The 19,839-nt window shown below is 69.7% G+C and carries 20 protein-coding genes and 1 tRNA gene; 10 read left to right on the top strand and 11 right to left on the bottom strand.

Features of this window, described 5'->3' with window-relative positions; all coding sequences use genetic code 11:
* Positions 1–66: 66 nt before the first annotated feature.
* Genes ACFYSH_RS11070 through pdhA form a run of 3 tightly spaced genes read right to left on the bottom strand, consistent with a single transcriptional unit; the run spans position 67 to position 3,589 of the window.
* Positions 67–1,398: a dihydrolipoamide acetyltransferase family protein gene (locus ACFYSH_RS11070; protein ID WP_388751907.1), complete on the bottom strand. Its 1,332-nt coding sequence runs from the start codon at positions 1,396–1,398 to the stop codon at positions 67–69.
* A complete protein-coding gene (locus ACFYSH_RS11065; RefSeq protein WP_359463509.1) occupies positions 1,398–2,429 on the bottom strand; it encodes an alpha-ketoacid dehydrogenase subunit beta in 1,032 nt (343 codons plus the stop codon). The genes ACFYSH_RS11070 and ACFYSH_RS11065 overlap by 1 nt, the downstream gene beginning before the upstream one ends.
* Complete coding sequence (pdhA, locus tag ACFYSH_RS11060; protein WP_359463512.1) at positions 2,426–3,589, bottom strand: pyruvate dehydrogenase (acetyl-transferring) E1 component subunit alpha; 1,164 nt, start codon at positions 3,587–3,589, stop codon at positions 2,426–2,428. The genes ACFYSH_RS11065 and pdhA overlap by 4 nt, the downstream gene beginning before the upstream one ends.
* 209 nt (positions 3,590–3,798) lie before the next feature.
* Here pdhA and ACFYSH_RS11055 point away from each other — a divergent pair, with 209 nt between their 5' ends.
* Positions 3,799–4,320, top strand: a complete 522-nt coding sequence (locus ACFYSH_RS11055; RefSeq protein ID WP_359463514.1) for an Lrp/AsnC family transcriptional regulator — start codon at positions 3,799–3,801, stop codon at positions 4,318–4,320.
* Between the two features lie 16 nt (positions 4,321–4,336).
* Here the strand turns inward: ACFYSH_RS11055 and ACFYSH_RS11050 are convergent, their stop codons facing one another.
* On the bottom strand, positions 4,337–4,927 hold the full coding sequence (locus ACFYSH_RS11050) for a TetR/AcrR family transcriptional regulator (protein WP_359463517.1): 591 nt from the start codon (positions 4,925–4,927) through the stop codon (positions 4,337–4,339).
* 123 nt (positions 4,928–5,050) lie between these two features.
* Here ACFYSH_RS11050 and paaN point away from each other — a divergent pair, with 123 nt between their 5' ends.
* The gene (gene paaN, locus ACFYSH_RS11045) at positions 5,051–6,751 is read left to right on the top strand and encodes a phenylacetic acid degradation protein PaaN (RefSeq protein ID WP_359463519.1); all 1,701 of its coding nucleotides are present in this window, start codon (positions 5,051–5,053) and stop codon (positions 6,749–6,751) included.
* Positions 6,752–6,790: 39 nt separating this feature from the next.
* On the opposite strand, the gene ACFYSH_RS11040 is transcribed toward paaN, so the two are convergent.
* The 3 genes from ACFYSH_RS11040 to ACFYSH_RS11030 are packed head-to-tail and all read right to left on the bottom strand — an operon-like array spanning position 6,791 to position 9,575.
* Positions 6,791–7,501, bottom strand: a complete 711-nt coding sequence (locus ACFYSH_RS11040; protein ID WP_359463522.1) for a TrmH family RNA methyltransferase — start codon at positions 7,499–7,501, stop codon at positions 6,791–6,793.
* Entirely contained in the window at positions 7,498–8,781 is a 1,284-nt protein-coding gene (locus tag ACFYSH_RS11035; RefSeq protein WP_359463525.1) for an HTTM domain-containing protein, read from the bottom strand. The genes ACFYSH_RS11040 and ACFYSH_RS11035 overlap by 4 nt, the downstream gene beginning before the upstream one ends.
* Positions 8,778–9,575, bottom strand: coding sequence for a DUF5819 family protein (locus ACFYSH_RS11030; protein WP_388752009.1), 798 nt, complete (start codon positions 9,573–9,575; stop codon positions 8,778–8,780). The genes ACFYSH_RS11035 and ACFYSH_RS11030 overlap by 4 nt, the downstream gene beginning before the upstream one ends.
* 115 nt (positions 9,576–9,690) lie before the next feature.
* On the opposite strand from ACFYSH_RS11030, the gene paaA reads away from it, so the two are divergent.
* The 5 genes from paaA to ACFYSH_RS11005 are packed head-to-tail and all read left to right on the top strand — an operon-like array spanning position 9,691 to position 13,266.
* Positions 9,691–10,719: a 1,2-phenylacetyl-CoA epoxidase subunit PaaA gene (gene paaA, locus ACFYSH_RS11025; RefSeq protein ID WP_388751904.1), complete on the top strand. Its 1,029-nt coding sequence runs from the start codon at positions 9,691–9,693 to the stop codon at positions 10,717–10,719.
* The gene (gene paaB / locus ACFYSH_RS11020) at positions 10,716–11,006 is read left to right on the top strand and encodes a 1,2-phenylacetyl-CoA epoxidase subunit PaaB (protein ID WP_031090474.1); all 291 of its coding nucleotides are present in this window, start codon (positions 10,716–10,718) and stop codon (positions 11,004–11,006) included. The genes paaA and paaB overlap by 4 nt, the downstream gene beginning before the upstream one ends.
* The gene (gene paaC, locus ACFYSH_RS11015; protein ID WP_388751902.1) at positions 11,003–11,704 is read left to right on the top strand and encodes a 1,2-phenylacetyl-CoA epoxidase subunit PaaC; all 702 of its coding nucleotides are present in this window, start codon (positions 11,003–11,005) and stop codon (positions 11,702–11,704) included. The genes paaB and paaC overlap by 4 nt, the downstream gene beginning before the upstream one ends.
* Entirely contained in the window at positions 11,698–12,207 is a 510-nt protein-coding gene (paaD, locus tag ACFYSH_RS11010) for a 1,2-phenylacetyl-CoA epoxidase subunit PaaD (protein ID WP_388751900.1), read from the top strand. Before paaC ends, paaD begins: the two co-directional genes overlap by 7 nt.
* A complete protein-coding gene (locus ACFYSH_RS11005) occupies positions 12,208–13,266 on the top strand; it encodes a 2Fe-2S iron-sulfur cluster-binding protein (RefSeq protein WP_359463531.1) in 1,059 nt (352 codons plus the stop codon).
* A 79-nt stretch (positions 13,267–13,345) separates the two neighbouring features.
* Here the strand turns inward: ACFYSH_RS11005 and ACFYSH_RS11000 are convergent, their stop codons facing one another.
* The 4 genes from ACFYSH_RS11000 to ACFYSH_RS10985 all read right to left on the bottom strand — a co-directional run bounded on the left by ACFYSH_RS11000 (position 13,346) and on the right by ACFYSH_RS10985 (position 16,505).
* Positions 13,346–13,690 carry a rhodanese-like domain-containing protein gene (locus ACFYSH_RS11000; protein ID WP_359463534.1) on the bottom strand — a complete coding sequence of 115 codons (345 nt, stop codon included), beginning with the start codon at positions 13,688–13,690 and terminating at the stop codon, positions 13,346–13,348.
* A 44-nt stretch (positions 13,691–13,734) separates the two neighbouring features.
* Positions 13,735–14,655 carry a J domain-containing protein gene (locus ACFYSH_RS10995; protein WP_359463536.1) on the bottom strand — a complete coding sequence of 307 codons (921 nt, stop codon included), beginning with the start codon at positions 14,653–14,655 and terminating at the stop codon, positions 13,735–13,737.
* Positions 14,656–14,714: 59 nt separating this feature from the next.
* Entirely contained in the window at positions 14,715–16,172 is a 1,458-nt protein-coding gene (locus ACFYSH_RS10990) for a DUF2252 domain-containing protein (RefSeq protein WP_359463538.1), read from the bottom strand.
* A gap of 250 nt (positions 16,173–16,422) precedes the next feature.
* Positions 16,423–16,505 (bottom strand) — tRNA-Leu (locus tag ACFYSH_RS10985).
* A gap of 315 nt (positions 16,506–16,820) precedes the next feature.
* On the opposite strand from ACFYSH_RS10985, the gene ACFYSH_RS10980 reads away from it, so the two are divergent.
* The 3 genes from ACFYSH_RS10980 to ACFYSH_RS10970 all read left to right on the top strand — a co-directional run bounded on the left by ACFYSH_RS10980 (position 16,821) and on the right by ACFYSH_RS10970 (position 19,824).
* Complete coding sequence (locus tag ACFYSH_RS10980) at positions 16,821–17,678, top strand: DUF3662 and FHA domain-containing protein (RefSeq protein ID WP_359463541.1); 858 nt, start codon at positions 16,821–16,823, stop codon at positions 17,676–17,678.
* A gap of 10 nt (positions 17,679–17,688) precedes the next feature.
* Positions 17,689–18,207: an FHA domain-containing protein gene (locus tag ACFYSH_RS10975; RefSeq protein WP_359463544.1), complete on the top strand. Its 519-nt coding sequence runs from the start codon at positions 17,689–17,691 to the stop codon at positions 18,205–18,207.
* 129 nt (positions 18,208–18,336) lie between these two features.
* Entirely contained in the window at positions 18,337–19,824 is a 1,488-nt protein-coding gene (locus ACFYSH_RS10970; protein WP_359463546.1) for a Stp1/IreP family PP2C-type Ser/Thr phosphatase, read from the top strand.
* The last annotated feature ends 15 nt before the right edge of the window (positions 19,825–19,839 follow it).

The raw sequence follows: 19,839 nt of genomic DNA, 5'->3' as shown, positions 1-19,839 counted from the left end.
AGCCCGGCCCGGTGACGCCTCGTTCCGTCCCCGTCTCCGTAGTCGTCGTCGCCGTCGCCGTCGCCGTTACAGGGTGCGCAACAGCACCGCCGGCTGTTCCACGCAGTCGGCCACGTACCGCAGGAAGCCACCCGCTGTGCCGCCGTCGCAGACCCGGTGATCGAAGGTGAGCGAGAGTTGGACGACGTGGCGGACCGCCAGCTCGCCCTGGTGCACCCAGGGTTTCGGCATGATGCGTCCGACGCCGAGCATCGCCGCTTCCGGGTGGTTGATGATCGGGGTCGAACCGTCGACGCCGAACACCCCGTAGTTGTTCAGCGTGAACGTCCCTCCGGTGAGCTGCGCCGGGGTCAGCTTCCCGTCCCTGGCTGCCTCGGTCAGCCGGGTGATCTCCGCCCCGATCGACTCCACGTTCCGGGTGTGCGCGTCCCGGACGACGGGAACGACCAGCCCTCGCTCCGTCTGGGCGGCGAAGCCCAGATGGATTCCGGACAGCCGCACGACCTCCCGGGCATCGGCATCCACTGTCGCGTTGAGTTCGGGGAACCGGGCCAGAGCGGCCGTGCAGATACGGGCCAGCAGTGCGAGCACCGACACCTTCGGTGCGGACGCGGCACCACCGACGGCGTTCATGGCGGCCCGCGCCGCCATCAGCTCGGTGGCATCGGCATCGACCCAGCAGGTGGCATCCGGAATCTCCCGCCGACTGCGCGACAGCTTGTCGGCGACCGCGCCCCGGACCCCGCGCAGCGGAATCCGCTCGGCCGAGGTGTCCGGCTCCGGTACGGCCACCGCGGCGGAGCCTGCTGCCCGCTTCTCATCCGCGGCCGTGATCGCGGACTCCACATCACCGCGCAGGATCAGCCCGTCCCGTCCTGTACCGGTGACCTGCCGGAGATCCAGACCGTGCTGCCGCGCCAGCTTCCGGACGAGGGGCGAGATCACGGCAACAGGTCCCTGTGGCTCCTTCACCTCCACGGCTGCTGCCGTCGGTGCACCCCCCGCCGCGAACGAGGCGGGCCTGATCCGGCGTCTGCGAGCAGCCGGTGCCCCCGTGCCGTAACCGACCAGCACATTGCCGGACGCCCCGCTTCCGGCACCGCTGCCGGAGGAGGACGCGCCGGGAGGCTCGTCTCCCGCCACCGGCTCCATGGACCCGACCGCCACCGTCAGCAGGGGCGCCCCCACCGGCAGTTCCGCTCCCTCCTCGCCGAACCGTGCGGTGACCACACCCTTGTAGGGGCAGGGCACCTCCACCATGGCCTTGGCCGTTTCGACCTCGACGACCGGCTGGTCGATGGCGACGACGTCACCGACCTCCACCAGCCAGCGCACGATCTCGGCCTCGGTCAGCCCCTCGCCCAGGTCGGGCAGCTTGAATTCGAGCACCTGCGTCATCAGCTCTCCGCCTCCCACTGAAGACGGGCCACCGTGTCGAGCACCCGGTCCACGCCCGGCAGATGGTGCCGCTCCTGCATGGGCGGCGGGTAGGGGATGTCGAACCCGGCGACGCGCAGGACCGGCGCCTCCAGATGGTGGAAACACTGCTCGGTCACCCGCGCCGCGATCTCCCCACCGGGACCGCCGAAACCGGAGGACTCGTGGACGACCACCGCGCGCCCCGTGCGGCGGACCGACGCGGCGACGGTGTCGTCGTCGAAGGGCACCAGCGAGCGCAGGTCCACCACCTCGAGATCCCAGCCCTCGGCCGTGGCCGCCTCTGCTGCCTCCAGGCACACCGGGAGAGACGGCCCGTAGGTGATCAGGGTCGCGCTGCGGCCGGGACGCCGGACCACGGCACGCCCGATCGGCTCGACCTGGGCGGGCGCGTCCGGCGACCAGTCGGCCTTCGACCAGTAGAGCCTCTTCGGCTCCAGGAAGACCACCGGGTCGTCGGAGGCGATCGACTCCCTCAGCAGCCCGTACGCGTCGTCGACCGTGGCCGGCATGACGACGTGCAGACCGGGCGTCGCCATGTAGTACGCCTCGGAGGAGTCACTGTGGTGCTCGACCCCGCCGATCCCGCCGCCGTACGGCACCCGCACCGTGATGGGAAGCGGCATGGCGCCCCCGGTCCGGTTCCGCATCTTGGCGACATGGCTGACCAGTTGCTCGAACGCCGGGTACGCGAAGGCGTCGAACTGCATCTCCACCACGGGCCGCAGCCCGTACATCGCCATTCCCACGGCCGCGCCGAGGATGCCGGCCTCGGCCAGCGGTGTGTCCGTGCAGCGCTCGTCGCCGAACTCCTTCGCCAGGCCGTCGGTGACGCGGAAGACACCACCGAGGGTGCCGACGTCCTCCCCGAGGACATGCACCGTCGGGTCTTCCGCCATCGAGTCGCGCAGCGCTCTTCCTAGGGCCTGCGCCATCGTGGCCGGCCTGGCCCTGCCGGTCCGTTCACCGGCCGTCGCGGCAACGGTGCTCATCGCCCACCCTTCGCGCCGTGCTCGTCATGCGTACCGTCATCGGCGTCCAGCTCGGCCCGCAGCCGTGCGGCCTGATCCCTCAGCTGCCCGGTCTGCTCGCCGTAGACATGGGTGAACAGATCCATCGGGTCGAGCACCGGATCGGCGTTCATCTGCTCCCGCAGCTCCTCCGCCATCCGTTCCGCCGCCTCCCGCACCGTCGCGATGCCGTCCTCGTCCAGCAGCCCGCGCCCGGTGAGCTCCCGTTCCAGGAGCCTGATCGGATCGTGCGCGCGCCACGCCTCCACCTCGCTGTCTACGCGGTAACGGGTGGCGTCGTCGGCGTTCGTATGGGCGTCCATGCGGTACGTGACCGCTTCGACCAGCGTCGGCCCCTCACCCCGCCTGGCCCGTGCCACCGCCTCGCCCAGCACCTGGTGCATCGCGGCCGCGTCGTTGCCGTCGACCAGGCGTCCCGGCATGCCGTACCCCACGGCCTTGTGGGCGAGGGACGGTGCCGCGGTCTGCTTGGCCAGGGGCACGGAGATCGCGAAGCCGTTGTTCTGCACGAGGAAGACGACCGGGGCGCGCCAGACCGCCGCGAAATTGAGCGCCTCGTGGAAATCACCCTCGCTCGTACCGCCGTCGCCGACCATCGCGAGGGCCACCACATCGTCACCCTTGAGGCGGGCCGCGTGCGCCAGGCCCACGGCATGCGGCAACTGGGTGGCCAGCGGGGTGCACAGCGGGGCGATGCGGTGCTCACGCGGGTCGTAGCCCGTGTGCCGGTCACCGCGCAGCAAGGTCAGAGCCTCGACCGGGTCCAGGCCACGCGCCACCGCCGCGAGGGTGTCGCGGTAGCTGGGAAAGAGCCAGTCCCGGTCCTCCAGCACGAGCGCCGCCGCGATCTCACAGGCCTCCTGGCCCGTGCTCGACGGGTACACCGCGAGTCTGCCCTGCTTGGTCAGTGCCGTGGCCTGCGCGTTGTACCGGCGCCCGCGCACCAGCTCGGCATGGAGCCTGAGCAGCAGTTCGGGGTCCGCGCCGGCCGCGGCGGCCGTACCGAGCACCCGGTACGGCTCGGCGTCCGGGAGCAGCGGCGCGGGATCGGTGAGCGGCTTCCAGGCCGGGGGCGGCGTGGGCCGGTAGGCGGCTGCGCCGGGGAGCTCCTGGACCGTCATGACAAGCACCTCCTGGCATCGAGATCTGTCGAGGGGGTCGAAATCTGCAGCAATGTCGGGGCGTGTACCGGGCACGGCGTGTCGTGCCTCACCTACCGATTGTTCGGTCGTGGGCGCAATTTGGCTACAGGCACCTCCAGCCTGTGGACAAACGGTTCTCCACAGCCTGGGATAGAGACAGGTCGTCCACAACAGGGAGGCGCGGGCAGATGGAAGCTGAACAAATGGCCGCCGGGAGCGGGGACCCGGTCCGCACGCCGCCCCCTCGACCGCTGGACTCCACCGACCGCGCCATCCTGCGCATCCTCCGGACGGACGGCCGGGCCTCCATACGGGCCGTCGCAGAACGCGTGCACGTCTCGCGGGCCAATGCGTACGCCAGGATCAACCGGCTCGTGGAGGACGGCGTGATCCGCGGTTTCAGCGCACGCGTGAATCACGAACGGGCGGGCCAGGCCGCCTCCGCGTACATCACGCTCAAGATCGTCCAGAACTCCTGGCGCACCGTGCGCGAACAGCTCCAGGCCCTTCCCGGCGCCACCCACATCGCACTGGTCAGCGGCGACTTCGACGTCCTGCTCCTGGTGCACACCCCGGACAACCAGGCGCTGCGCGAGCTGGTCCTGACCAGGATCCAGGCCATACCCGAGGTGCTCTCCACCCGCACCCTGCTGGTGTTCGAGGAGACCGACCTGGGCCCGCGCCCCGACCGCCCGGCCGAGCTCGCCTAGGGCCGTTCGCCCGGGGTCAGCGGGCCCGCATGCCCTCGAAGGCGAGCTGGACGACGGTGTCGGCGAGCTGCTCGGCCTCCGCGGAACCGCCCGGCTGCGGGCGATACCACTCGACCAGCGAGTTCACCATGCCGAAGAGCAGCCTGGTCGCCAGGCGTATATCCACGTCGGCACGCAGGTCACCCTCCGTCACTGCGGCTTCGAGCAGCTCGGAAACCCGCTGGTCGAACTCGCGCCGGCGTTCCAGCGCCCATCGTTCCGTCGTCGTGTTACCGCGCACCCGCAGAAGCAGCGTGACGTACGGCAACTCCGCCAGGAGCACCTCCACCGTGCGGCGCGTGACGTACTCGACCCGGGCGATGGCCCGCCCCTGTATCGCCCCCTTCTCGTCGAGGATGCCGAAGAGCTCGTCGAGCGCTCGGCTCACAGCCCGCCTCAGCAGCTCTTCCTTGCCCGCCACATGGTGGTAGATGGACGACTTGGAGATGCCCGCCGCCTTGGAGAGGTGCTCCATGGACGTGCCGTCGTAACCGCGCTCGTTGAAGACCCGGACGGCAACGGTCAGCAGTGTCTCCGGGGTGTACGTGTCCCGCTTGGCCGTGGTCATGACCGCGATCCTCCCCCATGCGTTGTCCACAGGTTCTTCGGGGCCCCTTGTCCCGACCGATCGTTCGGTTACTCTAACTCCGTCAGCACGTCCCTGCCCGGCTCGACGAGGAGTTGGTCCGTCATGGCCGCCGAGCTTTCCCCCGAGAAGCTGTCCGAGATCCACCGCCCGACGCTCGACCAGGCCCTCGACGCGATCCGCACGCGCGCCTACTGGTCACCGCACCCCGAGCACCCGAAGGCCTACGGCGAGGGAGGTCTCCCCGGCAGCCTCGGCGCTGCCGAGGGCAAGGCCGCGTTCGACGCCGTGCTCAACACCCGGCTGGACCTGGGCCAGCCCGGCACCGACGGCTGGACCGGCACAGAGGTCTCGCCGTACGGGCCCCGGCTGGGCGTCGAGTACCCGCACGTCGACCCGGACGCGCTGCTGCCCGCCATGCTCGCGGCCATGGGTTCCTGGCGTGCGGCGGGGCCCGAGACGAGGGCCCTGGTCTGCCTGGAGATCCTCGCCCGGATCAGCGCCCGTACGCACGAGCTGGCCCACGCCGTGATGCATACCAGCGGGCAGGCGTTCGTGATGGCCTTCCAGGCAGGCGGACCGCACGCCCAGGACCGCGGCCTGGAGGCGGTCGCCTACGCGTACGAGGAGCAGACGCGTACGCCGCGCAGCGCCGACTGGTCGAAGCCCCAGGGAAAGCGCGACCCGCTCCAGCTGCACAAGTCGTACACGGCGGCCGGGCGCGGTATCTCCCTGCTGATCGGCTGCAACACCTTCCCCACATGGAACGGCTACCCGGGCCTCTTCGCCTCGCTGGCCACCGGCAATCCCGTCCTGGTCAAGCCGCACCCGCGGGCGGTCCTTCCGCTGGCGCTCACCGTTCAGCTGGCGCGCGAGGTCCTGGCCGAGGCGGGCTTCGCCCCCGATCTCGTCGCCCTGGCGGCCGAGCGGCCCGGCGAGGGCATCGCCAAGACCCTGGCGGTACGGCCCGAGATCAAGATCATCGACTACACGGGATCCACCACCTTCGGTGACTGGCTGGAGACCAACGCCCGGCAGGCCCAGGTCTACACGGAGAAGGCGGGCGTCAACACGGTCGTCATCGACTCCACCGACAACTACCGCGGCATGCTCTCCAATCTGGCCTTCTCGCTCTCCCTCTACAGCGGCCAGATGTGCACCACCCCGCAGAATCTGCTGATCCCGCGCGACGGCATCACGACCGACTCGGGCGCCAAGTCCTACGAGGACGTGGTGGCTGACATCGCCGACGCGGTGAACGGGCTCCTCGGCGACGACGCCCGCGCCAACGGACTCCTCGGCGCCCTGGTGAACCCGGACGTGAAGGCCCGGCTGGAAGGGGCCTCGGCCCTGGGGGACGTCGCGCTCGCCTCGCGCCCCGTGACGAACCCCGAATTCCCCGACGCCGTGGTCCGTACGCCGGCTCTCGTGAAACTCGACGGCACCAAGCCCGACGACGGAGCGGCCTACCTCTCGGAATGCTTCGGCCCGGTCTCCTTCGCGGTCGCCGTCGACTCGACCGCTGACGCGCTCGACCTCCTGCGCCGAACGATCCGCGAGAAGGGTGCGATGACCGTTGGCGCCTACACCACCTCCGCCGAGGTGGAGCGTGCGGTGGAGAACGTCTGTTTCGACGAATCAGCTCAGCTCTCGCTGAATCTCACCGGCGGCGTGTACGTCAACCAGACGGCGGCCTTCTCCGACTTCCACGGCTCGGGGGGCAACCCGGCGGCCAACGCGGCGCTGTGCGACGGGGCGTTCGTCTCCAACCGCTTCCGTGTGGTGGAGGTCCGCCGCCAGGCCTAGGGCGTGCCGGTGACGGTGGAGCGAGTCACGCTCCACCGGTCACCGGCCCTCCGGGCCCGAGATGTCCGCGTACCTCTGCACCCAGGCGTGCATGGCGATGGCGGCTGCCGCACCGGCGTTGATCGACCGCGTCGAGCCGAACTGCGCGATGGAGCACACCAGCGAGGCGTGCTTGCGCGCTTCCTCCGTCAACCCCGGGCCCTCCTGTCCGAAGAGCAGCACACACCGGCGTGGCAGCTCCGTCCGCTCCAGCGGCACGGCCCCGGGAAGGTTGTCGATCCCGATGATCGGCAGGCCCTCCGCCTCCGCCCACGCGGTCAGGTCCGCCGTGTCCGGATGGTGCCGCACATGCTGATAGCGGTCGGTGACCATCGCCCCCCGCCGGTTCCAGCGCCGCCGCCCCACGATGTGGATCTCCTTCGCGAGGAAGGCGTTGGCGGTGCGCACCACCGACCCGATGTTGAAGTCATGGCCCCAGTTCTCCACCGCCACATGGAAGTCGTGCCGCCGCAGGTCGAGGTCGGCGACGATCGCCTCCCGTGTCCAGTACCGGTAGGCGTCGCCCACGTTGCGCCGGTCACCGTGGGCGAGGAGTTCGGGGTCGTAGCGCTCCTCCTCGGGCCACGGCAGCGGGTGCGGCCCCACGCCGATGACGGAGCCGTACCCGTCGTCGTACTGGATCGGTTCCGCGGTCGGGTCGGGCACGGCTGCCGCCGGGGGCTCTTCGGTACTGCCGGTCTCGCTGGTCACCCGACGAGCGTATGGCCACTGCCGCCGGCGCCGCGCGTCGCCTCCTCGCCGTCCGGTGCCGCCCGTCGCTGTCCGGGCAGTCGGAGCCTGCTCACCGTCCGGCCGAACAGGCGGTGCCGGCAGGACGACACCCGGTTTCCCAGCCACACCAGGAAGACCGTCGGCAGGAAGACGGCATCCGCGGCGATCATCGCCATGGAGAAGAAGGGCAGCCCCAGCAGGACGGAGATGCCGGCGTGTTCACCGATCATGAGGACCAGCAGGACGTTCTTGACCCGCCGGTTGAACAGTGTGAAGGGGAAGGCGACCTGCACGATGACCGTGGCGTACGTGAGCAGCATGATGGCCAGGGCGCTGGACGCGAGCAGGCCGGAGAGCCCTGGCCACGGGGTGAAGTAGTCCAGCTTGAGCGGGTAGTAGATCGCGGTGCCGTCCTGCCAGCGGGATCCTTGGACCTTGTACCAGCCGGCAGTCGCGTAGATCAGACACACCTCGGCCATGATCACGAGAAGCGTGGCGTTGTGGGCGAAGTTGGCCAGGACGTCGCAGAGGGCCCGCAGCTCATGGCCCGGCGCGTACCGGCTCAGAACCCACCAGCCACCGTTCCCCAGCCACAGGACGCTCAGGAGGGACGGCAGCCACCAGGTGCCGCCGAATCCGCCCATGAAGGTGGCGGGCAGGAGAACACAGCCGAGTACGGTCCACAGGGCCGGCCCCACGACGTCACGGCCCGGCCCGCCGTCCTCTCCGCGCCGTACGGCGTCCCGCGACGCACGGCGCGCGTCCAGGGACCAGACCCGCGCACAGCGCGTGAGCACCAGGTAGAGCGCCATCAGGTGGATGACGTTGTCGCCGCCGTCGCCCATGAAGATGCTGCGGTTCTGCAGCGAGAGCACCCCGACCATGAAGACGACGGACGTGGCCCGGGTCCTCCAGCCGGCCATCAGCAGCGCGGCCGAGACCAACGTGAGCACGTACACGGTCTCGAACCACAGCGTGCTGTCCGACCACATCAGGACGGTGAAGGCGTCGTTGTTGCTGATGAGACGGCGCGCCATGCCCCAGCTCCATGGACCGTCGGGGCCGTACAGCTCATGACGGTGAGGCAGCTCGCGCAGCAGGAACAGCAGGCAGGTGGCGGCCACACCGATCCGGACGACGGCGCTCTGGTAGGAGCCGAGGGGGGAAGCCGTGACGCGCTGGACGGCGCGGGCGAGCGAACGGGCGGCGTTGTCGGCGTGCCGACGGGCCGGGGCGGGGGCCGGGGCTGGGGCGCTCATTCTTCGGCCTTCCAGGGTTGTGCGGCCCGGTCCGCCGTGGTCGCCCCCGGGAGATCGGACGGGGTGACGGTCCACCACGGCAGCTCCCTGTACTCCGGCCGGGTGTTGATCTTCTCGTCACTCCACGTCGGGGCTCCGACGGAGCGTACGGAGGACCGCACCTGGATGCGCTCCACCGTGCCACCGTAGCCGTGCTCGGCCAGGCGCAGCATGACGATGCGGCGGATGTAGCGCTCGGACAGCTCACCGCGCAGGCCGTTGGGGCGGTTCTCGCTGTCGTGGGACCCGGTGTAGAAGTCCCAGGCACGGCGCAACCCGTTCTGGTCGACGTGGCTGGGGAGGAGATTGCCGCGTATCGCCTCACCGTCGTCACGCGAGAGGTTGATCCAGCGTGTGACCCTGCTGCCGTCGGCGCCGTTGTCGGCCACCTCGGCCCGTACGTGCACGGAGATGTTCTGCTGCAGCGGATTGGGGGCGAACAACTTCCAGTTCTGCTCGAACTCGGGGTAGACCCAGTCGTCGACCACCTCGCCGTGCTGCTTCGTCAGCGTGTTGGACGGCGCGACGTGCAGAAAGATCATGGCTATGTGCGCGCAGGCGAACAGGCCCATGACAGCCAGCGCGAGAGCCGCTGGGACCTGGTACGGCAGCGGGAGCGCGCCCAGCCCTCCGCCCGGACGGCGACCGGCGGGCTCCGGGACAGGCCCGTCCTGATCCGTGTGCGGGCGGTTCGTCACATCGGGCCAGACGAGCTTCTTCTCGTTTCCCGTGCGCCCACCGTGGTCCGCGTCCATCCCGCCCCGATCACCATCGATCACCGCTCAGTTATCCACAGGGTTGACACCCTACGGGCCTCCGACCCACCATTGAAGTCAAGGAACCGAACGATCGGTCGGTAGGGAGCTCGGGATGGCGGCAGGGACTGCGGGCCGTACGACGCAGGGGACAGCGGGCACGGCTGAGGAAGCGGACGCGGAGCGTATGGCGGCGTTCGACGCCTCGGTGGCGGCGGACGACCGGATCGAGCCCCGGGACTGGATGCCCGAGGCGTACCGGGCGTCACTGATCCGTCAGATGGCACAGCACGCCCACTCCGAGATCATCGGCATGCAGCCCGAAGCCAACTGGATCTCACGGGCGCCCTCCCTGCGACGTAAGGCCATCCTGATGGCGAAGGTGCAGGACGAGGCCGGGCACGGTCTCTACCTCTACAGCGCGGCCGAGACCCTGGGGACCAGCCGCGAGGAGTTGCTCGACAAACTCCACGCCGGCCGGCAGCGCTATTCCTCGATCTTCAACTACCCCACGCTGACCTGGGCGGACGTCGGCGCGATCGGCTGGCTGGTGGACGGTGCCGCGATCACCAACCAGGTGCCGCTCTGCCGCTGTTCCTACGGCCCGTACGCGCGGGCGATGGTCCGTATCTGCAAGGAGGAGTCCTTCCACCAGCGCCAGGGGTACGAGCTGCTGCTCGCCCTCAGCCGCGGTACCCCCGCCCAGCACGAGATGGCGCAGGACGCGGTGAACCGCTGGTGGTGGCCCTCTCTGATGATGTTCGGTCCGCCCGACGACTCCTCGGCGCACTCGGCACAGTCGATGGCCTGGAAGATCAAACGGCACTCCAACGACGAGCTGCGCCGACGCTTCGTCGACATCTGTGTCCCGCAGGCGCAGGCGCTGGGTCTCACCCTCCCCGATCCCGACATCCGGTGGAACGAGGAGCTCGGACAGCACGACTACGGAGCGATCGACTGGACGGAGTTCCAGGAAGTCCTCAAGGGCAACGGCCCCTGCAACGACCAGCGGCTCACTCAGCGGCGTTCGGCCCACGAAGAGGGTGCTTGGGTCCGCGACGCGGCAGCGGCATACGCAGACAAGCACGCGGCACCGCCCGGTTCGACCGGAGCGCCCGCCCAGCCCGTGGAGGCGACCGCATGAGCAGCTCGACCGACTGGCCCTTGTGGGAGGTTTTCGTGCGCTCCCGGCGCGGGCTGTCCCACACCCACGCGGGCAGCCTGCACGCACCGGACGCAGAGATGGCCCTGCGCAACGCCCGCGATCTGTACACGCGCCGCTCGGAAGGCGTCTCCCTCTGGGTGGTTCCCTCGACGGAGATCACCGCCTCCTCGCCGGACGAGAAGGACTCGTTCTTCGAACCGGCCGGGGACAAGCCCTATCGCCACCCCACGTTCTACGAGATCCCGGAAGGGGTGAAGCACCTGTGACCGCGGCCCTCGCCCTCGGCGACGACGCGCTGGTGCTCTCGCACCGGCTGGGAGAGTGGGCGGGCCACGCCCCCGTGCTGGAGGAGGAGGTGGCGCTGGCCAACATCGCCCTGGACCTGCTGGGCCAGGCCAGGATGCTGCTCTCGTTGGTAGGGGACGAGGACCAGCTGGCCTACCTCCGTGAGGAGCGGTCCTTCCGCAACGTCCAGCTGGTGGAGCAGCCGAACGGCGACTTCGCCCACACCATCGCCCGCCAGCTCTACTTCTCCGTCTATCAACACCTGCTGTACGAGGAACTGGCGGCGGGTGCGGGTGTGTTCACCGATCTCGCGGCCAAAGCTGTCAGGGAAGTCGCCTACCACCGGGACCACGCCGAGCAGTGGGTCCTGCGACTCGGTGACGGCACGGCGGAGAGCCATGAGCGCATGCAGCGTGCCCTGGGCGCCCTGTGGCGGTACACCGGCGAACTGTTCGAGCCCGTCGAGGGAGTCGATGTCGACTCGCACGCCCTGCGCGCCCGTTGGCTGGCCGCCGTCACCTCCGTGGTGAGGCGGGCCACCCTGACCCTGCCGTCAGGGCCCCAGTCCGGGGCCTGGACGGCAGGGGCGGGTCGACAGGGCCTGCACACTGAGCCGTTCGGGCGGATGCTTGCCGAGATGCAGCACCTGCACCGCAGCCACCCGGGGGCGTCATGGTGACCACCGAGACTCCGCTGGAAGCCGAGCTCCACCGGCTGGCGGGCTCCGTGCCCGACCCCGAGCTGCCGGTCCTCACTCTGGACGAGCTCGGTGTGCTCCGCGGTGTGCGAGTGGACGGGGCGGACAAGGTCATCGTGCGGCTCACCCCGACGTACACCGGCTGCCCGGCCATCGAGGCCATGTCCGCCGACATCGAGCGGGTGCTGCACGACCACGGCGTCGCGGAGGTGTCCGTGGTCACGGTCCTCGCGCCGGCCTGGTCCACCGACGACATCAGCGCCGAAGGGCGTCGCAAGCTCGAGGAGTTCGGCATAGCGCCGCCCCGCCCGGGAAGTGGGCCGGGCGCGCCGAATGGTCCGGTGCCTTTGACTCTCTCGGTCCGCTGTCCGCACTGCGGCTCCACGGACACGGAACTGCTGAGCCGGTTCTCCTCCACGGCGTGCAAGGCACTGCGCCGCTGTGAGGCCTGCCGCGAACCGTTCGACCACTTCAAGGAGTTGTAGATGTTCCATCCGCTCCGGGTCAGCGCGGTCGAACGGATCACGGACGACGCGGTGGCCGTCACCTTCGCCGTGCCGGCCGAGCTGCGCGAGACCTTCCGCCACACACCCGGTCAGCACCTGAACGTGCGCTACCGCGCCGGTGGCGACGAGATCCGGCGGTCGTACTCGATCTGCGCACCCGCCACGGAACAGCCAGGCGCACCGTTGCTCCGGGTGGGCATCCGCATGGTCGACGGGGGCGTGTTCTCGACCTACGCCCTCAAGGAGCTGGCCGTCGGGGACCAGGTGGAGGCGATGGCTCCGACGGGCCGTTTCGTCCTCGATCCGCGTCCGGGCCGCTTCGCCGCGATCGTCGGCGGCAGCGGCATCACACCGGTCCTGTCGATGGCGTCCACTTTGCTGGCACGGGAGCCCCTGGCGCGTTTCTGTCTGATCCGCGGCGACCGAACGGCTGCGTCGACCATGTTCCTCGACGAGGTCGCAGACCTCAAGGACCGCTATCCGGACCGCTTCCAGCTGGTCACCGCGCTGTCCCGGGAGGAACAAGCAGCCGGACTGCCCTCGGGCCGGCTGGACCGTGAGCGGCTGACCGGGCTGCTGCCTGCCCTGTTGCCGGTGTCCGACGTGGACGGCTGGTTCCTGTGCGGGCCGCTCGGCCTGGTCCGGGGGGCAGAGAAGGCCCTGCACGCACTCGGCGTCGAACGGTCACGCATCCACCAGGAGATCTTTCACGTCGCCGAGGGCACGGCTGCGTCGGCGGTCGCCCGAGCGGCCGCGCCGTCGGACAGCAGACTCACGGCAACACTCGACGGGCGATCGGGCAGCTGGCCGGTCCAGGACGGCGAATCGCTGCTGGACACGGTGCTGCGAAGTCGCTCGGACGCTCCGTACGCCTGCAAGGGAGGAGTGTGCGGGACCTGCCGGGCCTTCCTGGTCTCGGGCGAGGTGCGGATGGACCGCAATTTCGCCCTGGAACCGGAGGAGACCGGCGCGGGCTTCGTCCTGGCCTGCCAGTCCCACCCCGTCACCCCGGAAGTCGAACTCGACTTCGACCGCTGACGGCCCGCACGGACCACCTCATGCTCGTGCGCACGGGTGTCCGTGCGCACGGGCTCCCCGTGCGCAACCGTTCACGGCCTCAGAGGACGAAAGCCGAGTTTCCGCTCTCCGTCACCATCGGGCGCTCGGCGCCGTCCCAGGCCAGCATGCCGCCGTCGATGTTGACGGCGTCGATGCCCTGCTGCACCAGGTACTGCGTGACCTGGGCGGACCGGCCTCCGACGCGGCACATCACATGCACGCGACGGCCGTCGTCGATCGCCTCGGTCAGCTCCCCGAAGCGGCCCACGAAGTCACTCATGGGAATGTGCAGCGCGCCCTCGACATGCCCGGCCGCCCACTCGTCGTCCTCCCGGACGTCCAGCACGAAGCCGTCGGACGGCACCGCCGCGACGTCCATCGAGGGCAGCGGAGCGAAATTCATGGATATGCCTTCTTTCGTACGTACGCGCCGGGTCATCCGGAACGCTACTGCACCAGCCCTGCCAACTCGTCCTCACGCCGGGACACGTCCGCCAGAAGCTTTTCGCCGATGTCGTCGAGCAGCCGGTCGGGGTCGTCCGGTGCCATCCGCAACATCGAGCCGATCGCGCTGTCCTCCAGCTCCTTGGCCAGAACCGTCAGCAGCTCCTTACGACGGCTGAGCCACTCCAGCCGCGCGTAGAGCTCCTCGCTCTCGCTCAACTGCAGCTCCGGCGCCACAGGCCCGGCCGCCCACTCGGCGGCCAGCTCCTTCAGCAGTTCCACGTCGCCGCGTCCGTAGGCCGCGTTGACACGCGCGATGAACGCGTCCCGCCGTGTCCGCTCCTGCTCGTCCGGCGCCAGATCCGGGTGCGCCTGACGGGCCAGCTCCCGGTAGAGCTTGCGCGCCTCCTCACCCGGCCTGACCCGCTTCGGCGGCCGAACGGGCTGCTCGGTGAGCATGGCCGACGCTTCGGGCGAGAGCCCGTCCGAGTCCATCCAGTCGTGGAAGAGCTCGTCGACGCCAGGCATCGGCATGACGATCGCCCGCGCCTCCTGGGCCTTGCGCAGATCCTCGGGATCACCGGTCTTCGCGGCCCGCGCCTCCGCGATCTGCGCATCCAGTTCGTCCAGACGTGCGTACATCGGGCCGAGCTTCTGATGGTGCAGCCGGGAAAAGTTCTCCACCTCGACCCGGAAGGTCTCCACGGCGATCTCGAACTCGATCAGCGCCTGCTCGGCAACCCGGACGGCTTTGGCCAGCCTCTCCTCAGGCCGAGGAGCACCGCTCCCACCTGCCGCCGCGTCGCCTGCGGCGGGACCCGCCTGCGGCGCGTCGTGCACGTGCTGCGGCTCGTCCGGCCGGTCCTGGTTCTGCCGGTCTTCGTCGTTCCGGGTGGTCGGCACCCCGGCGGCTTCGTGGGTCACCCGTCCAGCGTATGGCCATGGCTCGCACCGCGAAGACACGCGAGGGCCGCAGGACCCGCTCAGACCCCGAGCTCGGCGGCAATCCGCCCGGCTCGGACAGCCCGGACGAGCTCGGCGTGGTCCGCCTCCGTCCGGTCCGCGTACGTCACGGCGAAATCGGCCACCGCCGCGTCCAGCTCCGCGTTCTTCCCGCAGTAACCCGCGAGCAGCCGGGGATCGGCGCTGTGCGCATGGGCCCGGGCCAGCAGCGCCCCGGTCATCCGCCCGTAGTCGTCGACCTGGTCGGCCGCGAGAGCGGCCGGATCCACACTGCCCTTGCGATTCCTGAACTGGCGCACCTGGTACGGCCTGCCGTCGACCTCGGCCCAGCCGAGCAGGATGTCGCTCACCACCTGCATCCGCTTCTGTCCCAGCACCACCCGGCGCCCCTCGTGCACCACGACCGGCACCTCGAAGCCGACCTGCGGAAGATAGGGGTGCAGTGCGGACGGACGAGCCTCCTTCACCTGCAGGACCAACGGCTCGCCACGGTGGTCGAGCAGGAGCACCACATAGGACCGGGTCCCCACGCTCCCCGTGCCGACCACCCGGAACGCCACATCATGGATCGCGTGACGCGCCAGCAGCGGAACCCTGTCCTCCGAGATGGTCCCGAGGTAACCCTCGAGCCCCGCCGCGACGGCAGCGGCCTCCTCGTCCGGCACCCGGCGCAGCACGGGCGGTGCGTCGACGAAGCGGCGCCCGCCGTCCTCACAGTCCTCCGTGGACCTGGCGGCGAAGCGCGCACTCGTGTTGTTGCGCGCCTTGGCGGAAACCCGTTCCAGCGTCCCGAGAAGGTCCCTCGCGTCGGTGTGCGAGACGAGTTCCTCGTCCGCGATGGCGTTCCACGCGTCGAGTGCGGACAAACCGGCCAGCAGACGCATCGTGCGCCTGTAGGCGCCCACCGTGTCGTAAGCGCCCTGTCGGCAGGTGACCTCGTCCGCACCCGCTTCCCGGCCCGCGAGCACCAGCGAGGTGGCAAGCCGCTTGAGGTCCCACTCCCACGGTCCGAACACGGTCTCGTCGAAGTCGTTGAGGTCCATGACGAGGTTTCCGCGCGCATCGCCGTACAGTCCGAAGTTGGCCGCGTGCGCGTCGCCGCAGAGCTGGGCGCCCACCCCGGTGACCGGCGTGCCCACCAGGTCATGGGCCATCAATCCGGCCGAGCCGCGCATGAAAGCGAACGGCGTCGCCGCCATCCGTCCTACCCGTATCGGCGTCAGGCCAGGCACCCGGTCACGGTTGGACTCCTCGACCGCCTGAACCGCGTCCGGCCGTCCTGCGGGCAGGACGAGGGAACTGTGCGCGGACCGGGGCACCGCATGCCTCAGTGCCTTACCGGCCGTCTTCGGGGACGCCTCCCCGGTCCCGGGCGGCCGCACCCCGCCGGCCACCCGCCGCGCGAATCCGGGGACGACGGGAATGCGTCCGTCCCCCGCCAGCCGCTGAACCGGCTCCGTCACATCGACCTCGCCCATGGAGCGCCGCCTCCCCCGCCCTCGTCCACCCGGCCAACATCAGCTGCGGATGACCGTACAGCCGCCCGTAACACGGCGCAGCCCTCATGAGGGGCCACGCGAAACACCCCGATGGCGCGGATCCGACGTTTCACGTGAAACGACACGCGCGTAGTGGCACGCAGAACACAACGAAGAACCCCCGCACCGAATCTCTCCGGTGCGGGGGTTCTGTCGAACCAACCCGGCAATCGCAAGCGACTGCCCGTTGTGCGCGAGGGGGGATTTGAACCCCCACGTCCCTAAGGACACTGGCACCTGAAGCCAGCGCGTCTGCCGTTCCGCCACTCGCGCATGAGTGGTGTTTTCAGACTCTCTCACCGTTTGGTGTGAGCGCCTGGCGACATCCGGAAGATTAGCACGCTGGACAGGGTGGATTCACATCCGTTGTTTCGGCGGACTCGCGAGGGGAACCGGGAACGCGGAAAGCCCGGCCCCACTCCTCCTGAGTGCACCCGGAGTGCGGGACACTGTCAGGAGGTCACCTCTACGATCCGTGTGAGAGGTGACACTCATCCACTGTGCAGACAAGGGGAACCAGCCGATTTCCCGACGCGTGGATACGATCAGTAAGCAGTGCAGGGACGACGACACCGGAGGAGGTGCCCCATGGGAGTCATGAAGCGTTTCGAGCAGCGTCTCGAAGGTCTGGTCAATGGCACCTTCGCCAAGGTCTTCAAGTCCGAGGTGCAGCCGGTCGAGATCGCGGGAGCCCTCCAGCGCGAGTGCGACAACAACGCATCGATCTGGAACCGCGAGCGGACCGTTGTGCCCAACGACTTCATCGTCGAACTCAGCACCCCGGACTACGAGCGGCTCAGCCCGTACTCCGGTCAACTCGGCGACGAACTGTCCGGCCTCGTCCGTGACTACGCGAAGCAGCAGCGGTACACCTTCATGGGGCCGATCAAGGTCCATCTGGAGAAGGCGGACGACCTCGACACGGGTCTCTACCGGGTACGCAGCCGGACGCTGGCGTCGAGTACGTCACAGCAGGGCCAGCAAAACCCTGCTTCTCATCCCCAGCCGAACCGTCCCGGCGCTCCACAGGGGCAGGGCGGTTACGGCTATCCGCCGACTTCCGCCCCGCCCATGCCCGCGGCCCCGCCGCCGGGCGCCGGACGTTCCGGGGGCGCGTCCAGCGACTGGCGCCCGCCCGCCGCGTCCGGCCCCGTCCCGGACGCCCAGGTGCGGCGCTGGATCGAGATCAACGGCACCCGCCACCAGATCTCCCGCCCGACGTTGGTGATGGGACGAAGCACCGACGCCGACGTGCGGATCGACGACCCCGGCGTATCGCGCCGGCACTGTGAGATCCGGACCGGAACGCCCTCGACGATCCAGGATCTAGGGTCCACCAACGGCATCGTGGTGGACGGACAGCACACCACCCGCGCTACGCTCCGCGACGGCTCGCGGATCGTCGTGGGCAGCACCACCATCGTTTACCGGCAAGCCGAAGGGTGAAGCGGGGGCAATGTCAGAGCTGACCCTGACGGTCATGCGGCTAGGTTTCCTAGCTGTTCTGTGGCTATTCGTAATCGTGGCCGTCCAGGTCATTCGCAGCGACCTGTTCGGTACGCGCGTCACGCAGCGCGGCTCACGCCGCACTGCCGGTGACGCCCGCCCGCAGCAAGGGCGCCAACAACAACAAGCAGCGCCGCCTCAGCAGCGCCAGCAGTCCGGGCGCCAGCGCCGCGGGGCACCCACCAAGCTGGTCGTCTCCGAAGGCACGCTCACCGGCACCACCGTCGCGCTCCAGGGCCAGACCATCACCCTGGGCCGGGCGCACGACTCAACGATCGTGCTGGATGACGACTACGCGTCCAGCAGGCATGCCAGGATCTACCCGGACCGTGACGGCCAGTGGATCGTCGAGGACCTCGGGTCCACCAACGGCACCTATCTCGACCGGACCCGGCTCACCACCCCGACACCTGTTCCGCTGGGCGCGCCGATCCGCATCGGCAAGACCGTCATCGAGCTGCGGAAGTAGTACGACAATGAGCGAGCGGAGCGAGCGAGCCGCGGCGGTCCTGACGACGGACCCGGCCCGGCTCCCGACCGGAGGGTGGGCAGTGTGGCTCGAGACCGGCTGTACCCCGAACCGACGGGCGAGGTGCGCATGAGCTTGTCCCTGCGCTTCGCCGCCGGATCGCACAAGGGCATGATCCGGGAAGGCAACGAGGACTCCGGCTACGCCGGCCCCCGCCTTCTCGCCATCGCCGACGGCATGGGCGGCCAGGCGGCCGGAGAGGTCGCCAGCTCCGAGGTGATCTCCACGCTCGTCCAGCTCGACGACGACGTGCCGGGCTCCGACATCCTCACCTCGCTCGGCACCGCGGTGCAGCGGGCCAACGACCAGCTGCGCGTCATGGTCGAGGAGGACCCCCAGCTGGAGGGCATGGGCACCACGCTCACCGCCCTGCTCTGGACCGGTCAGCGCCTCGGCCTCGTCCACGTCGGCGACTCCCGTGCCTACCTCCTGCGTGACGGCGTCCTGACGCAGATCACCCAGGACCACACATGGGTCCAGCGCCTCGTCGACGAGGGCAGGATCACCGAGGAAGAGGCCACCACCCACCCGCAGCGTTCCCTGCTGATGCGGGCCCTGGGCAGCGGCGACCACGTGGAACCCGATCTCTCCATCCGGGAGGTCCGCGCCGGTGACCGCTACCTGATCTGCTCGGACGGCCTCTCCGGCGTCGTCTCCCACCAGACGATGGAAGAGACCCTGGCGAGCTACCAGGGCCCGCAGGAGACCATCCAGGACCTCATCCAGCTCGCCCTGCGCGGCGGCGGTCCCGACAACATCACCTGCATCGTCGCCGACGTCCTGGACGTCGACAGCAACGACACCCTGGCCGCACAGCTCAACGACACCCCGGTCATCGTCGGTGCGGTAGCCGAGAACCAGGCCGCCCAGGCGAACGACGGCCGGGCCATGGAGACCCCGGCCGGCCGGGCGGCCGGCCTCGGCCGCCCGGTGCCGCCGCCGGCCGGAGGCTTCGGCCCTCCCGGGAGCGGCGACGACATGGGCTACGGCTCCGGGCCGGACAGCGCCTTCGGCTCGTACGCCGACGACGACTTCGTCAAGCCCCGTGGCCGCCGCACGTGGCTGAAGAGGTCGTTCTACATCGTGCTCGCGCTGGCCGTCATCGGCGGTGGCGTCTACGGCGGATACCGCTGGACCCAGACGCAGTTCTACGTGGGCGCGAAGGACGACAACGTCGCGCTGTTCCGCGGAATCAGCCAGGACCTCGCCTGGGTGTCCCTCTCGAAGGTCGAAGAGGACACCCAGATCGAACTGAAGTACCTCCCGCCCTACTGGCGCAAGCAGGTCGAGGCGACCATCTCCCAGGGCAGCCTCACCGACGCCCGTAAGAAGATCAGCGAGCTCGAAGCACAGGCCTCCGCCTGCGAGAAGGACGCGCAGCGCCGCGCGGCCGAGGCGGACGCCAATGCCGCCAAGGACAAGGGCGAGACCGGCAACGCCTCCGACAGCACGTCAGCCACGTCTCCCGCCAAGGGGACCAAGACCGCGACTCCCACTCCCGGCCCCAGCCTCTCGGAGGAAGAGAAGAAGCTGGCCCTGCAGTGCGGTAAGCAGTAAGCCGTAGGGGGCCTT

It is taken from the genome of Streptomyces sp. NPDC005791 (genome assembly GCF_042871485.1).
Lineage (GTDB): Bacteria > Actinomycetota > Actinomycetes > Streptomycetales > Streptomycetaceae > Streptomyces.
Note: the sequence above shows the minus strand (reverse complement) of the source record. Positions and strands in the feature narration are given on the sequence as shown.

Coding starts and splice junctions, on each gene's coding strand:
- ACFYSH_RS11055 (WP_359463514.1), top strand. CDS start 3,799: ATGGAAGCTGAACAAATGGCCGCCGGGAGCGGGGACCCGGTCCGCACG.
- paaD (WP_388751900.1), top strand. CDS start 11,698: ATGGTGACCACCGAGACTCCGCTGGAAGCCGAGCTCCACCGGCTGGCG.
- paaN (WP_359463519.1), top strand. CDS start 5,051: ATGGCCGCCGAGCTTTCCCCCGAGAAGCTGTCCGAGATCCACCGCCCG.
- pdhA (WP_359463512.1), bottom strand. CDS start 3,589: ATGACGGTCCAGGAGCTCCCCGGCGCAGCCGCCTACCGGCCCACGCCG.
- ACFYSH_RS11035 (WP_359463525.1), bottom strand. CDS start 8,781: ATGAGCGCCCCAGCCCCGGCCCCCGCCCCGGCCCGTCGGCACGCCGAC.
- ACFYSH_RS11000 (WP_359463534.1), bottom strand. CDS start 13,690: ATGAATTTCGCTCCGCTGCCCTCGATGGACGTCGCGGCGGTGCCGTCC.
- ACFYSH_RS11030 (WP_388752009.1), bottom strand. CDS start 9,575: ATGGACGCGGACCACGGTGGGCGCACGGGAAACGAGAAGAAGCTCGTC.
- paaA (WP_388751904.1), top strand. CDS start 9,691: ATGGCGGCAGGGACTGCGGGCCGTACGACGCAGGGGACAGCGGGCACG.
- ACFYSH_RS11070 (WP_388751907.1), bottom strand. CDS start 1,398: ATGACGCAGGTGCTCGAATTCAAGCTGCCCGACCTGGGCGAGGGGCTG.
- ACFYSH_RS10975 (WP_359463544.1), top strand. CDS start 17,689: ATGTCAGAGCTGACCCTGACGGTCATGCGGCTAGGTTTCCTAGCTGTT.
- ACFYSH_RS11050 (WP_359463517.1), bottom strand. CDS start 4,927: ATGACCACGGCCAAGCGGGACACGTACACCCCGGAGACACTGCTGACC.
- ACFYSH_RS11065 (WP_359463509.1), bottom strand. CDS start 2,429: ATGAGCACCGTTGCCGCGACGGCCGGTGAACGGACCGGCAGGGCCAGG.
- paaB (WP_031090474.1), top strand. CDS start 10,716: ATGAGCAGCTCGACCGACTGGCCCTTGTGGGAGGTTTTCGTGCGCTCC.
- ACFYSH_RS10980 (WP_359463541.1), top strand. CDS start 16,821: ATGGGAGTCATGAAGCGTTTCGAGCAGCGTCTCGAAGGTCTGGTCAAT.
- ACFYSH_RS10990 (WP_359463538.1), bottom strand. CDS start 16,172: ATGGGCGAGGTCGATGTGACGGAGCCGGTTCAGCGGCTGGCGGGGGAC.
- ACFYSH_RS10970 (WP_359463546.1), top strand. CDS start 18,337: ATGAGCTTGTCCCTGCGCTTCGCCGCCGGATCGCACAAGGGCATGATC.
- ACFYSH_RS11005 (WP_359463531.1), top strand. CDS start 12,208: ATGTTCCATCCGCTCCGGGTCAGCGCGGTCGAACGGATCACGGACGAC.